Here is a 13,738-nt window from a genome sequence, read left to right as displayed (position 1 = left end):
CGACGCGGCTGCCCCATCGGTGAGGATGCTCCCCGGGGTCGGCGGGGCCGTCGTGGGGTGTTCAGTTTCGCCTGGCCTGGGCGGAGCAGACCCCATAGCGGCCCACAGCGGGCAGGTAGAGCTTGCGGGTTCAACTCCGCCTCCTCTTCTGCCGGCCGAACGGAGAAGGCCCCTGACCATCGTCCCAGGTCAGGGGCCTCTCCATTGCGTAAACCGTTTCAGGAAGTTCCCTGCGCCGGTCTGTGTGCGCGAGGGGGGATTTGAACCCCCACGCCCTTTCGGACACTGGCACCTGAAGCCAGCGCGTCTGCCGTTCCGCCACTCGCGCAAGTAGCCGCTGAAGACTAGCCCAGCCCACGATCACCACCCAAACCGGTAGCGCCGTGAGCGTCCCGGACCCGGCACACGCCGGGTCGCCCCGGTCCTGCTTGCGTGGCTCGCGGGCCTCGTCTCGCTACCATCGAGCGAACTTCCGGTCGTCCGACCGGCTGTTGTCATGCCACGCGAGGGTCTCGTGGCGCGTGCCGTGTCGAGGAGGTGGGTCGTGGGGGGATTGCAGCGCTTCGAGCAACGCCTGGAGTCCATGATCTCCGGCGCGTTCGCCAAGGCCTTCCGCAGCGCGGTGCAGCCGGTGGAGATCGCGGCCGCACTCGAGCGCGAGATCGACAACAACGCGCAGATCCTGTCGCGCGACCGGCGCATGGTGCCCAACGACTTCCACGTCGAGCTGTCGGCGACCGACCTGGGCCGCCTGGCGCCGTACGACTCCACGCTGGCGCGCGAGCTGTCCGACCAGCTCCAGGAGCACGCCCAGGGGCAGTCCTACGTCTTCCCCGGTCCGATCCGGATCGGGTTCGAGGAGGCCGGCGACCTGACGACCGGCCGGTTCCGCATCCGCAGCGCCGCCCAGGCCAAGGTCGTCGGCACCGCCACCCACACGCAGGTCACCCGGGCCCAGGCCCTGATCGAGGTCAACGGCAGCCAGCACCCGCTGCTGCCGCCGGGGCTGGTCGTGGGCCGCGGAACCGACGCCGACCTGCGCATCAACGACCCGGGCATCAGCCGGCGCCACCTGGAGTTCAACATCACCCTGGGCCGCGAGGGCCAGGACCCGCTCGTCGAGGTCCACGACCTCGGCTCCACCAACGGCATCACCGTCGACGGCCGCAAGGTCCCCCGCGCCACGCTGCGCGAGGGCTCCCAGGTCAAGGTCGGCACCACCACGATGACGCTGCGCATCGTGCGCGAGGAGGCCCACGGTGTCTGAGCTGACCTACTTCCTGATCCGGATCGCCTACCTGGCGATCCTGTGGATCTTCGTGCTGGCCGCCATCTCGGTGATCCGCTCCGACATGTTCGGCGCGCGGGTGCCCGAGGCCCAGCGCACCGTGCGCGCCCCCGACGCCCCCAAGCCGCCGAAGCAGAAGGCATCGAAGCGGCGCGGCTCGCCGACGCGCGTCGCGGTCACCCAGGGCAGCAACACCGGGGCGACGGCCGGGCTCGACCGCGCACCCATCCTCATCGGGCGCGGCACCGACGCCGCGATCCGCCTCGACGACGACTACGTCTCGACCCGGCACGCCCGCATCGCCGCCTCCGGCGACCAGTGGTTCGTCGAGGACCTCGGCTCCACCAACGGCACCTACATCGGCAGCGTCCGGATCACCCAGCCGACGACGATCACCCTCGGCACCCAGGTCCGCATCGGCAAGACGATCCTGGAGCTGCAGAAGTGACCGGCACCCCCCAGGAGCCCGACGCGGCCGCCGAGGCGAGCGCCGACCCGGAGGCCACCCGCGAGAGCGCCACGGTCTCGGGCGCACCCGCCCCGGTCGAACCCCTGCTGCTGCACTACTCGGCGATCTCCGACGTCGGCCGGGTCCGCAAGGACAACCAGGACTCCGGCTACGCCGGTCCGTGGCTGCTGACGGTCTGCGACGGCGTCGGTGGCGCCGCCCGCGGCGACATCGCCTCCTCGACCGCGGTCTCCGAGCTGCGCAACCTCGACGCCGACCCGCCCGACGGCCAGGGACCCCTGCTCGACCGGGTCACCCGCGCTCTCCACTCGGCCCACGAGCAGATCGGGCGGCTCGTCGACGCCGACCCCACGATCAGCGGCACCAGCACCACCGCCACGGTCGCGCTCTTCGACGGCCGTCGCGTCGGCATCGGGCACGTCGGCGACAGCCGCGCCTACCTCTTCCGCGACAACGAGATCAGTCAGCTCACCACCGACCACACCTTCGTGCAGAGCCTCATCGACGAGGGCCGCATCACCGAGGCCGAGGCGCGGGTCCACCCCAACCGCAACCTCATCCTCAAGGCGCTCGACGGCATCCACGAGGCCGAGCCCGACCTCTTCATGCTCGAGCTCGTCGACGGCGACCGGTTGTTCCTGTGCAGCGACGGCGCCTGCGGCGTGCTCGACGACGGCCGGCTGGCCGACATCCTCTCGATGGGCACCCCCGACTTCGCCGCCGTCGAGCTGGTCCGCGCCAGCCTCGAGGCCGGCAGCTCCGACAACGTCACGTGCGTCGTCGCCGACGTCGTGACGCCCGAGGCCGCCGCGGCCGACCCGGCGTACGCCGAGCTCGAGCCGATGCTCGTCGGCGCGGCCGCCGAGCTCAAGCGCAAGCTGCCGCGCGGCCTGTTCCGCGGCCACCGCTCCGGCGACACCGGCGAGCTCGAGCCGGTCGAGGCCGACCTCCCCGCCAACCTGCCGTTCGCCGTCGCCTCCGACCCGCTGCGGCCGGTCGACCCCGAGGCCGCCCGCTACGCCCCGCAGCCGCGGCCCCGCTACACGTGGCTGCGCCGGGTCATGGTCCTGGTGATCGTCGTCGGCCTGCTGTGGATCGGCGCGGCCGCCGCGTGGTCCTACGTGCAGCGCCAGTACTACGTAGGCGAGGAGGACGGCGTGGTGGTCATCCAGCACGGCCTCGACGCCTCGCTCCCGGGCTTCGACCTGTCCGAGGTCGTCGTCGTGACGACGCTGCGCGTCGACGAGCTCGCGGAGTTCGACCGCAACCTGGTCCGCGAGGGCATCCCGGTCGACGACCTCGCCGAGGCCCGCGACCGGGTCGACGAGCTCGGCGCCAAGCGGCTGCCCGACGAGACCGACGAGACCGGCGGCTGAGCAGATGGCCACCACACCGGGCAACCCGTCGACGCTGATGGGCTTCGTCCACCGGCGGCGTCGAGGGGCCGAGCTGTTCCTGCTCGTACTCGCACTCGGGGTCGGCGTGGGCGGCTACGCCGCGGTCGGTCTCGGCGTCCAGGGCAAGGTGCCGCCCGACATCATCGGCTACGGCGGCTGGCTCGCGGCGCTGATGGTCGGCGCCCACGTCGTGGTGCGGCTCGTGGCGCCGTACGCCGACCCGGTGATGCTGCCGGTCGTGGCGGCCCTGAACGGGCTGGGCCTGGCGGTCATCCACCGCATCGACCTGGCCGAGGACCACACCTTCGCCCGCCAGCAGCTGACCTGGATGACGGTCGGCGTCATCCTCTTCGCCGGCACCCTGCTCGTGCTGCGCGACCACCGGGTGCTGGCCCGGTTCACCTACACGTTCGGGTTGCTCGCGATCGTGCTGCTGCTCATGCCGATCCTTCCCGGCATCGGCAAGAACATCAACGGCGCCCGTATCTGGATCGGCGTCGGCCCCTTCAGCTTCCAGCCCGGCGAGGTCGCCAAGGTGCTGCTGGTCGTCGCGTTCGCCGGCTACCTCGTGCTCCACCGCGACGCGTTGGCGCTGGCCGGGCGCCGGGTGCTGTTCGTCGACCTGCCGCGCGGGCGCGACCTGGGCCCGATCGTGGCGATGTGGCTGGTCAGCCTCGGCATCCTGGTGTTCCAGAAGGACCTCGGCTCCAGCCTGCTCTTCTTCGGCCTCTTCCTGCTGATGCTCTACGTCGCCACCGAGCGGCCCGGGTGGATCATCGTGGGCGGCGTGATGTTCTTCGCCGGGGCCACCGCGGCCTACCGGCTGTTCGGCCACGTGCGCGTCCGCGTCGACACCTGGCTGCACCCCTTCGAGTACTACCGCGGCCCGCTCGGCCAGAACAGCGACCAGCTCGTCGAGGGTCTCTTCGGGTTCGCCTGGGGCGGGCTCATCGGCCGCGGGTTCGGCGGCGGCGACCCGGCGCGCACCTCCTACGCCGAGTCCGACTTCATCATGGCCTCGATCGGCGAGGAGCTCGGCCTGACCGCCGTCCTGGCCGTCCTGGTCCTCTACGGCCTGCTCGTCGAGCGGGCCCTGCGCACCGCGGTGATCTCGCGCGACGGGTTCGGCAAGCTGATGGCGACCGGGCTCGCCGGCATCATCGCGCTGCAGGTGTTCGTCGTCATCGGCGGCGTCACCCGCCTCATCCCGCTCACCGGGCTCACCACGTCGTTCCTGTCCTACGGCGGCTCCTCGCTGGTGGCGAGCTGGGTCGTCGTGGCGCTGCTGCTGCGCATCTCCGACCAGGCCCGCCGCCCCCTGCCCGCCCTCGAGCCCGTCGACGAGCAGGCCGAGGCCAACGAGGCCACCCAGCTGATCAAGGTCTCGCGATGAACAAGCCGATCCGCACCGTCTCCATCTTCTTCATGCTGCTGTTCCTGGCGCTGATGCTCAACGCGACCTACTACCAGTTCGTCGCCGCCGACAGCCTCGACAAGCGCCCCGAGAACCGCCGCGTCAAGGAGGCCGCCTACTCCAGCGAGCGCGGCGCCATCCTGGTCGGGCGCACCCCGATCGCGCAGAGCAAGGCCGTCGACGACGAGTTCAAGTTCCTACGCACCTACCCCGACCGCGGGCTCTACGCCCCGGTCACCGGCTACTTCTCGTTCGGCTCCAGCACCGGCATCGAGTCGTCGCAGAACAAGGTGCTCTCGGGCGACGACCCGCGCCTGTTCATCAGCAACCTGGTCGAGCTGCTCGGCAACAAGCCGCCCAAGGGGGGCAGCGTCCAGCTGACGCTCGACCCCGACGCCCAGCGGGCGGCGTACAAGGGGCTGACGGCGCTCGGCGACGGGGTCGAGGGCTCCGTCGTGGCGATCGAGCCCAAGACCGGCAAGATCCTGGCGATGGTCTCGGTGCCGAGCTTCGACCCCAACCGCCTCGCGACCCACGACTTCGCGGCCCGCGACAAGCTCTACCAGACGCTCGAGCGCGACAGCAGCGAGCCGCTGCTCAACCGCGGCATCCAGAAGCGCCTGGCGCCCGGCTCCACGTTCAAGCTGGTCACCGCGGCGGCAGCGCTCGAGTCGGGTGACTACGACGGCCCCGACGACATCGTCCCCGGCGGCGACACCTTCCAGCTGCCGCAGACCTCCGGCGCCACGGGCCAGATCGACAACGAGGGCCGCTCCTGCCCGGCCGACGGGCTCACCCTGCGCAAGGCGATGGAGCAGTCCTGCAACACGACCTTCGCCCAGCTGGCCATCAAGGTCGGCTCCGAGGGGATGCTGCGCCAGGCCGAGAAGTTCGGGTTCAACAGCGACTACCTCGAGGACCTCGACGGCCAGGTCCGCTCGGCGTTCCCCTCCGACCTCACCCCGCCCGAGGTCGGCCAGACCGGCATCGGCCAGTTCGAGGTGCAGGCGACCCCGCTGCAGATGGCGATGGTCGCCGGCGCGATCGCCAACGACGGGGTCGTCATGCGGCCCTACATCGTCGACGAGGTCCAGCAGGCCGACTACGACGCCGAGACGACCGAGCCCGAGGAGCTGTCGCGCGCCATCTCCTCCGAGACCGCGAAGACCCTCACCGACGTGCTCGTCTCCACCGTCGACGAGGGCACGGCCACGCCGGCCCAGATCGAGGACGTCGAGGTCGCCGGCAAGACCGGCACCGCCCAGCGCGGCGTGGCCGGCAAGCCTCCCTACGGCTGGTTCGTGTCCTTCGCCCCCGCCGGTGACGCCGACGTGGCGGTCGCCGTCATGATCGAGGAGGCGCCGGGCCAGGAGATCGCCGGCGGACGCCTGGGCGGTCCCATCGCCAAGGCCGTGATGGAAGCGGTGCTCGACAAGTGAGCCAGACCAGGGTGAGGAGTACGAGATGACCGAGTCGCAGGAGTTCGCCGACACGGCCGGCCGCTACCGGCTCGACTCCCGGATCGCCACGGGCGGCATGGGCGAGGTGTGGCGGGCCACCGACACCGCCCTCGGGCGCGAGGTCGCCGTCAAGCTGCTCAAGACCGAGTACGCCGACGACCCCGTCTTCCGCTCCCGCTTCGAGACCGAGGCGCGGCACGCCGCCGCCCTGCACCACCCCGGGGTCGCGGCCGTCTACGACGTCGGTGAGCGTGACGCCACCGACGGCTCCGGCCACCCCCGCCCGTTCCTGGTGATGGAGCTGGTCGAGGGCCAGCCGCTCTCGGCCCTGATCGGGGCCGGGCGCGACCTCGACCCGGTGGCGGTCCGCGACCTGCTGGCCCAGGTCGGTGAGGCCCTCGGTGCCGCCCACCGCGCCGGCATCATCCACCGCGACGTCAAGCCCGCCAACCTGATCGTCACCCCGGCCGGCAAGGTCAAGGTCACCGACTTCGGCATCGCCCGCGCCGCCGACGGCGTCGGCATCACCCGCACCGGTGCGGTCATGGGCACCCCCCAGTACCTCTCCCCCGAGCAGGCCGAGGGCCGCCCTGCCACCGCCGCCTCCGACGTCTACGCCCTCGGGGTCGTGGCCTTCGAGTGCCTGGCCGGACGACGACCCTTCGACGCCGAGTCGCCCGTCGCGACCGCGCTCGCCCACATCCGCGAGCCCGTCCCGTCGCTGCCCGCCCGGGTGCCGGCCGACCTGGCCGCGGTCGTCACCCGCGCGCTGTCCAAGAGCCCCGAGGACCGCTACCCCGACGGGGCGGCGTTCGCCGCGGCGCTGCGCGACCCGGCCACGGCGGCCGTCCAGCGCCCGCCCGCGGTCGCGCCCGTGGTGCCAGCGTCCGACGCCACCCAGACCCAGGTGCTCGCGGCCACGCCCTACGAGCCGTCCTACGAGCCCGCCCACGAGCCCGCGGCCGCCCCGGCGACGAGCAGCACCCCCGTCGCCGACGACGAGCGCACCAACCCCTGGCCCCTCGTGCTCGTCGTGCTCCTCGTGGTGGCGCTGGCCGTCGTCGTGATCCTGCTGCTCACCGGCAACGACGACGACTCCGAACCGGCCTCCACTCCCCCCAGCACCACGGGCCGGTCGACAGCGCCTACTGAGACGACACCGACCAGCACCGCACCCGGCACGGTCTCGGTCGACGAGGGCCTCTACGTCGGCCAGCAGGTCGACGACGTCGAGGCCGACCTGCGCGAGCTCGACCTCCGGGTCCAGCGCAACGGGCAGGACAACGACAACCCCGACCTCGACGGACAGGTCACCGCCGTGTCCCCGAGCGGCGACGTCCAGCCCGGCGAGACCATCACGGTGACCTACTGGGACGACGCACCGGAGACCCCGACGAGCGAGCCGCCCTCGTCGCCGCCGTCGTCCCCGCCGTCCTCCCCGCCCTCGTCGCCGCCGTCGTCCCCGCCGACCTCCCCGCCCTCGTCGCCGCCCCCCAGCGATCCCGTCACACCGCCCACCGAGGGAGTGCCCACCCCGTGAACGACCACAGGTCCGACGAGTCCGGCCCCACCGTGGTCGGCGGCCGCTACGAGCTGGGCGAGCTGCTCGGGCGCGGCGGCATGGCCGAGGTCCGCAAGGGCACCGACTCCCGCCTCGGTCGCATCGTCGCGGTCAAGCGGCTGCGCACCGACCTGGCCAGCGACGCCACCTTCCAGGCCCGCTTCCGGCGCGAGGCGCAGTCGTCTGCCTCGCTCAACCACCCCTCGATCGTCGCGGTCTACGACACCGGCGAGGAGCCCGCCACCGACGGCAGCGGCGTCGCCCAGCCCTACATCGTGATGGAGTACGTCGCCGGGCGCACCCTGCGCGACATCCTGCGCGAGGGCCGCAAGATCCTGCCCGAGCGGGCCCTCGAGATCACCAGCGGCGTGCTCTCGGCCCTCGACTACAGCCACCGCGCCGGCATCATCCACCGCGACATCAAGCCCGGCAACGTGATGCTCACCCCCAGCGGCGACGTCAAGGTGATGGACTTCGGCATCGCCCGGGCGATGAGCGACGCCGCCAACTCCATGACCCAGACCGCCGCGGTCGTCGGCACCGCGCAGTACCTCTCCCCCGAGCAGGCCCGGGGCGAGCAGGTCGACTCGCGCTCCGACGTCTACTCCGCGGGCTGCCTGCTCTACGAGCTGCTCACCGGCCGGCCGCCGTTCGTCGGCGACAGCCCGGTCGCCGTCGCCTACCAGCACGTGCGCGAGCAGGCCGACCCGCCGTCCGACCACGACACCGACCTGGGCCCGGCCGTCGACGCCATCGTGATGAAGTCGCTGGCCAAGCGACTCGAGGACCGCTACCAGTCGGCCGCGGCGATGCGCACCGACATCGAGCGCTACCTGGCCGGACGACCGGTCGAGGCGGCGGCGCACCCCGTGGCGGCCCCCGAGCCCCCGCGCCCGGTCCCCGTCCCCACTCCTGTCCCGGCGGTGGCCGCCACCCCGCCGCGCCGCCCCGAGCCGACGCCGCTGGCGCCGGACGACAGCCCACCGCGCACGGGCCTGTGGCTCGTGCTCGGACTGCTCACCGTGGCGCTGCTCATCGCCGGGTGGTTCCTGGTCAAGGACTCGCTCTTCCCCGACTCGCCCGAGACGAAGGCCGTGCCCAACGTCGTCGGGATGACCGAGCAGCAGGCCCGCACCGAGATCGGCGCGGCCGGCTTCTCGGTCAAGGAGCCCCCGACCTCGGTCAACAGCGACACCGAGCCGAGCGGCAACGTGATCGACCAGTCCCCCGCCGGCGACTCCTACCAGGAGCCGGGCACCGCGATCGAGCTGACCATCTCGATCGGTCAGGCCGAGGTGTCCGTGCCCGACGTGACGAACAAGTCGCTCGAGGACGCCGAGGCCGAGCTCAAGCAGGCCGGGTTCGTGGTCACCAAGAAGGAGGAGGAGAGCGACGAGCCCGAGCGGGAGATCCTGCGCCAGGACCCCGCCGGTGGCACCGAGGTCGCCAAGGGCACCCGGATCACGCTCTTCTACTCCGACGGGCAGGAGGAGGTCCCCGACGTCGTCGGCGACAGCCGCGACCTCGCCCAGCGCAAGATCAAGGGCCGTGGGTTCGAGCCCGACATCGTCGAGCAGCCGACCGACAAGCCGGAGGAGAACAACCGCGTCGTCCGTCAGGCCCAGCCTCCCGGCACCCTGCTCAACGAGGGCGGCATCGTGACCGTCTTCGTCGCGGTCTACACCGCACCCACCACGACGTCACCGCCGCCGAGCACACCGGGGGAGACCACGCCGCCTCCGGACAACCCGCCCGAGACGACACCGCCGCCGCCCTGACCCGGGGGCCGGGCGGGTCAGCGGGGTTGGGGCCTGGCCAGGTCGACGTCGAGCAGGCCGTCGTACGCCGGCGCCTCGACGCGGTCCTGCTCGCTGAGGTCCCACCCGACCCCGACCTCGGGGCGGCCGGCGTCGGCGCGGAAGCCGGTGGTCCAGGCGTCGGAGTCGATCGACGCGACGAGCTCGGCGGGGTCGCCGACCGCCTCGATCGTGTAGGGCTGCGGGTAGGGGACGCCCTGCAGCTGGACCGCGGAGCCGGTGCACTTGATGCCGGTGGTGGTGACGATCCGCTGGCCCTGCACGGTCACGGCTCGCGCCCCGCCCGCCCACAGCGCGTTGACCACGGCCTGGATGTCCTGCTGGTGCACCACCAGCGGCTGCAGGTTGACGTCGGCGGCGGGGTCGTCGCTGCCGGCCTCGGCCAGGGCCGCCTCCAAGACGTCCTCGGGGGCGTCGGACAGCACGATCTTGACCCCCGAGCCCGATACCGCCCGCAGCCCGGCGGACGACCGCAGCGCGGCGGCCTGACGCTCGGTGCGGCGTACGCGCTTGTCGTCGACGTCGCGGGTCAACCGGTCGACCTCGGTCTTGAGGTCGCTCGCCCGGCCCTGGAGCTGCTGGTAGGCGCGCGACTCGTTGTCGGTCAGGCTGGCCAGGTCGGTGTAGCGCCCCGGGCGCAGGTCGGTGCCCTGGCTGTTGGTGGCGCTGATGACGAAGAGCGCCCCGACGGCGGTCACGACCACGGGCGTGCCGAGTCGCCAGCCCCAGCCGGTGTGTCGGCGTGGGTCGGTGCGGGGCGGGGTGCGCTGCTCGACGTCGGGCTCGACGTCGGGCTCGACGTCGGGCTCGGCGCCGGGGTCGTTTCGGTCGGGGGGCGGCACCCGACTAAGGTAACCCGCGACTCACCGACCCGAAGGAATCCATCACGTGGCCAAGCTCAAGGCGAAGCAGCAGACCTTCGACCCCGACCGGGGGCCGGTCCTCAGCATCCGATTCGGGATCGCCCTGCTGCTGATCGTGGTGGGCATCGCCTACATCGCGTTCTACTACCTCGGCGTCCGCGCCCCCGACCCGTCCCCCGAGGTCCTCGACCCCAAGTCGACCGGGCCCGGCTTCATGCGCGACCTCGGCGGCTGGAACTACGTGATCGGCTTCGGCGTCTTCTTCGTCGGCCTGATCCTCACCGCCCACCCGGCCACCCCCCTCGGCCGCGGCCGCGGCGTCGTGGTCGGCATGCTCGGCTGCTTCCTGATCGGCCTGGCCTGGATCTGCGTCTACTACGCCATCGCCCAGGACACCTCCAACGTCCCGGTCTTCAACGACCTCGACCAGAAGAACCTGGTCGTCGGCATCGCCTTCATGGCGGTCGGCTTCACCTTCGCCACGCGCTGGGAGTGACCCCGGCCCTCGTGGCTCGGCGCTCCGGCGGCGGGCGACCTGTCGTGTGAGCCCCGGGTTGGGGGGTCGTGTGCCTGACACCGGTCCCCGACCCACCGCCAGACACACGACCCCATCTCCCAAGCGGAGTCAGGCGACCGAGTCGAGCAGCTGACCCGGTACACCGAGCGCGATGAGATCGAGCGCGACCTCGGTCGGTTCGTGGCGCAGCTCGTGACCCGAGCACCGGATCACCAGCCGATCGATCGGCGCGCGGCGATGTTGGCCTCGACCGCGTCCCGGTCGACCCCGGTCGCGGTCAGCTGGCGGCGGGCGACGATGCCCGCCTGGTCGGCGACCAGGACGGCGAGGTCCCGCTCTCCCCACGCCCGGCGTGCGGTGCGGAGTCGTCGGTCCGGGTCGGTGCTGTCCATCGCGTCATGGTGCGCGCTGACCGGGGTGGTGCGTGCGCGTCATCCACAGGCTCCCCGGGGCCGGCGATCATGGCCCGTGCCGGTGCGCGTGGCATCGGGCGTCCGGCTCAGAGGCGTGTGCCCCATAGCGGTCCGGGGACCGACGTCAGGCACACGACCCGGAATCCGGCCGTCCGACCGGACCCGTCGCCGCCGTAGTTATCCACAGGGTTATCCCCACCTGTGGAACGAATAACAACGGTGTAGTTGTCCACCGGTCTGTCCACAGCTGTGGACAGAGCTCAGGCGAGCGCGGCCGACCTGAGCACCACGGCCAGGACGATCAGGGCGGTGACGCCGAAGAGCGCCGACCACTGGATCGTCGGACGTCGTACGCCGCGCGGGGCGTAGACGATGATCGCGGTCACCACCAGACCGCCGAGCAACCCGCCGAGGTGGGCCTGCCAGGAGATGTTGGGGACGGCGTAGGTGATGACGAGGTTGATCGCGAGGTTGATCCCGATCGGCCGGAGGTCGCCCCCCACCTTCAGCACGAGGATCGCGAGGGCGCCGAAGACGGCGTAGATCGCCCCGGACGCACCGAGCGTGAAGCCGTCGGACGCCGACAGCCAGAACGCGGTCACGCCGCCGGCGAGCCCGCCGATGAGGTAGACCGCCAGGAAGCGGGTCCGTCCCAGGGCCGCCTCGACCGTGGGTCCGAGCATGTAGAGCGACAGCATGTTGGCGGCGATGTGCCAGATCTCGATGTGCAGGAACATGCTGGTGACCAGCTGCCAGTAGGCGCCGTCGGCCACGCCGGGCACCCACCGCATGTCGCTACCCGAGCACAGCGCCTGCGACGCGGCGTTGCTGTAGAAGCGGCCGGGCTCCGCGACCGACTCGCACAACCCGCGCGGGGCCAGGCCGAGCAGCCCGGGCAGCCGGCTCGAGTGCCACCCGGTCGCGATCACGCCGAGCCAGACGGCCAGGTTGATCCCGATCAGCACGTACGACGTCAGCGCCGGGTTGCTCGACCGGGTGCCGCCGTAGGGGCCGACGACCTGGCGGGTCGACCGGGCGCCCTCCTTGATGCACGACGGGCACTGGAACCCGACGGCCGCGTCCCGCATGCACTCGGTGCAGATGGGACGTTCACAGCGCTGACAGCGGATGTTGGCCTCGCGCCCGGCGTGCCGGTAGCAGACCGTCACGCCGGGTGCGGGCTCGGACATCGGGGTCCTAGCCCTCGCCGCCGGTGATCTCGACCGACTCGATGACGACCGGGTCGACGGGGCGGTCGCCCGCCCCGACCTTGGTGGTCGCGATCGCGTCGACGACGTCGCGGGAGGCCTGGTCGGCCACCTCGCCGAAGATCGTGTGCTTGCGGTTGAGGTGAGGGGTCTTGCCGACCGTGATGAAGAACTGCGAGCCGTTGGTGCCCGGTCCGGCGTTGGCCATCGCGAGCAGGTAGGGCTTGTCGAAGACGAGCTCGGGGTGGAACTCGTCCTTGAACTGGTAGCCCGGGCCGCCGGTGCCGGTGCCGGTCGGGCAGCCGCCCTGGATCATGAAGCCGGAGATGACCCGGTGGAAGACGAGCCCGTCGTAGAACGGCCCGCTGCGCCCGTTGGGCGTCGAGTAGGCCTTCTCACCGGTCGCGAGACCGGTGAAGTTCTCGACCGTCTCGGGGGCGTGGTTCGGGAACAGGGTGATCGTGATGTCGCCCCGGTTGGTCTTGAGGATGGCCTGAAGGTCCGCCATGACTCCCTTTCGCGTGTGCGGTTGTCGTGCCTGACGATGGTCGGGTCGATCCTGCCACGCCGTCCTCACCCGACCTGGGGTGGTCGCTGCCGGTGGCCCCGTGGTTGGGTGGAGTCCCAAGCCCGCAGCAGGCCGCAAGGCCCGGAAAGGGAGGCTCGACATGGGACTCCGCAAGAAGAAGTCACTGGTCGACCAGGCGCGCGACCAGGCAAGCGACTACGTCGACGCCCTGCGCCCCCACGTCGAGGCTGCCTACGGCCAGGCCAAGGACTTCGTCCAGGACACCGCCGTCCCCGCGCTGACCGACGCCAAGGACAAGGCAGTGCCCGCCCTGGTCGATGCCCGCGACAAGGCCGTCCCGGTACTCGCCGACGCCCGCGACAAGGCTGCCCCCGTGCTCGCCGACGCGCGCGCCAAGGCAGCGCCGCTGGTGGCGTCCGGCGCCGCCCTCGCCAGCGAGAAGGCCACCGCCGCGCGCACCCTGGCCGAGGCCAAGGTCGCCCAGGTCAAGGGCGAGAAGCCCAAGAAGCGCAGCAAGATCAAGACCCTCGCGGTCGTGGCGCTGCTCGGTGCCGTGGCGGCCTACGTCGCCAAGAAGCTCCAGGGCGGCGGCCAGAGCGACAACTGGCAGTCCTCCTACACGCCGACCCCTGCGCCGACCGCCACCGCGGCGGCCACGCCGTCGCCGGTCACGCCGACCGACGACCCCGCTGGCGCCGGGCCCGGCGAGGCCATCGCCGACGCCACCGAGACGCCGCACGTCGTCACCACGCCGGACGAGCCAGCCGAGGTCGTCGAGATCGACCCCGACGCCACGAAGTAG

13 protein-coding genes and 1 tRNA gene are annotated in these 13,738 nt (G+C 71.9%); 9 read left to right on the top strand and 5 right to left on the bottom strand.

Going from position 1 to position 13,738, the window contains the following annotated elements; genetic code table 11:
• Positions 1-245 precede the first annotated feature (245 nt).
• Positions 246-328 (bottom strand) — tRNA-Leu (locus FJQ56_RS10230).
• A 216-nt stretch (positions 329-544) separates the two neighbouring features.
• On the opposite strand from FJQ56_RS10230, the gene FJQ56_RS10225 reads away from it, so the two are divergent.
• Genes FJQ56_RS10225 through pknB form a run of 7 tightly spaced genes read left to right on the top strand, consistent with a single transcriptional unit; the run spans position 545 to position 9,367 of the window.
• The gene (locus FJQ56_RS10225) at positions 545-1,267 is read left to right on the top strand and encodes an FHA domain-containing protein (RefSeq protein ID WP_140009293.1); all 723 of its coding nucleotides are present in this window, start codon (positions 545-547) and stop codon (positions 1,265-1,267) included.
• On the top strand, positions 1,260-1,736 hold the full coding sequence (locus FJQ56_RS10220; RefSeq protein ID WP_140009292.1) for an FHA domain-containing protein FhaB/FipA: 477 nt from the start codon (positions 1,260-1,262) through the stop codon (positions 1,734-1,736). The genes FJQ56_RS10225 and FJQ56_RS10220 overlap by 8 nt, the downstream gene beginning before the upstream one ends.
• Entirely contained in the window at positions 1,733-3,133 is a 1,401-nt protein-coding gene (locus tag FJQ56_RS10215; protein ID WP_246084069.1) for a PP2C family protein-serine/threonine phosphatase, read from the top strand. The genes FJQ56_RS10220 and FJQ56_RS10215 overlap by 4 nt, the downstream gene beginning before the upstream one ends.
• Positions 3,134-3,137: 4 nt before the next feature.
• Positions 3,138-4,547: an FtsW/RodA/SpoVE family cell cycle protein gene (locus tag FJQ56_RS10210; protein WP_140009291.1), complete on the top strand. Its 1,410-nt coding sequence runs from the start codon at positions 3,138-3,140 to the stop codon at positions 4,545-4,547.
• A complete protein-coding gene (locus FJQ56_RS10205) occupies positions 4,544-6,007 on the top strand; it encodes a peptidoglycan D,D-transpeptidase FtsI family protein (protein ID WP_140009290.1) in 1,464 nt (487 codons plus the stop codon). The genes FJQ56_RS10210 and FJQ56_RS10205 overlap by 4 nt, the downstream gene beginning before the upstream one ends.
• 25 nt (positions 6,008-6,032) lie before the next feature.
• Positions 6,033-7,568 (top strand): serine/threonine-protein kinase, encoded by a 1,536-nt coding sequence (locus tag FJQ56_RS10200; RefSeq protein ID WP_140009289.1) that lies wholly within the window; start codon positions 6,033-6,035, stop codon positions 7,566-7,568.
• On the top strand, positions 7,565-9,367 hold the full coding sequence (gene pknB, locus FJQ56_RS10195) for a Stk1 family PASTA domain-containing Ser/Thr kinase (protein WP_140009288.1): 1,803 nt from the start codon (positions 7,565-7,567) through the stop codon (positions 9,365-9,367). Before FJQ56_RS10200 ends, pknB begins: the two co-directional genes overlap by 4 nt.
• 17 nt (positions 9,368-9,384) lie before the next feature.
• Here the strand turns inward: pknB and FJQ56_RS10190 are convergent, their stop codons facing one another.
• A complete protein-coding gene (locus FJQ56_RS10190) occupies positions 9,385-10,248 on the bottom strand; it encodes a DUF881 domain-containing protein (RefSeq protein WP_246084068.1) in 864 nt (287 codons plus the stop codon).
• 46 nt (positions 10,249-10,294) lie between these two features.
• On the opposite strand from FJQ56_RS10190, the gene FJQ56_RS10185 reads away from it, so the two are divergent.
• A complete protein-coding gene (locus tag FJQ56_RS10185) occupies positions 10,295-10,765 on the top strand; it encodes a cell division protein CrgA (protein ID WP_140009287.1) in 471 nt (156 codons plus the stop codon).
• A 230-nt stretch (positions 10,766-10,995) separates the two neighbouring features.
• On the opposite strand, the gene FJQ56_RS10180 is transcribed toward FJQ56_RS10185, so the two are convergent.
• The 3 genes from FJQ56_RS10180 to FJQ56_RS10170 all read right to left on the bottom strand — a co-directional run bounded on the left by FJQ56_RS10180 (position 10,996) and on the right by FJQ56_RS10170 (position 12,915).
• A complete protein-coding gene (locus tag FJQ56_RS10180) occupies positions 10,996-11,178 on the bottom strand; it encodes a hypothetical protein (protein WP_140009286.1) in 183 nt (60 codons plus the stop codon).
• A 281-nt stretch (positions 11,179-11,459) separates the two neighbouring features.
• The gene (locus tag FJQ56_RS10175; protein WP_140009285.1) at positions 11,460-12,389 is read right to left on the bottom strand and encodes a rhomboid family intramembrane serine protease; all 930 of its coding nucleotides are present in this window, start codon (positions 12,387-12,389) and stop codon (positions 11,460-11,462) included.
• Positions 12,390-12,396: 7 nt separating this feature from the next.
• A complete protein-coding gene (locus FJQ56_RS10170; RefSeq protein WP_140009284.1) occupies positions 12,397-12,915 on the bottom strand; it encodes a peptidylprolyl isomerase in 519 nt (172 codons plus the stop codon).
• 160 nt (positions 12,916-13,075) lie between these two features.
• Here FJQ56_RS10170 and FJQ56_RS10165 point away from each other — a divergent pair, with 160 nt between their 5' ends.
• Complete coding sequence (locus FJQ56_RS10165; RefSeq protein WP_140009283.1) at positions 13,076-13,738, top strand: hypothetical protein; 663 nt, start codon at positions 13,076-13,078, stop codon at positions 13,736-13,738.

The organism is Nocardioides plantarum (assembly GCF_006346395.1).
Taxonomy (GTDB): Bacteria; Actinomycetota; Actinomycetes; order Propionibacteriales; family Nocardioidaceae; genus Nocardioides; species Nocardioides plantarum.
Note: the sequence above shows the minus strand (reverse complement) of the source record. Positions and strands in the feature narration are given on the sequence as shown.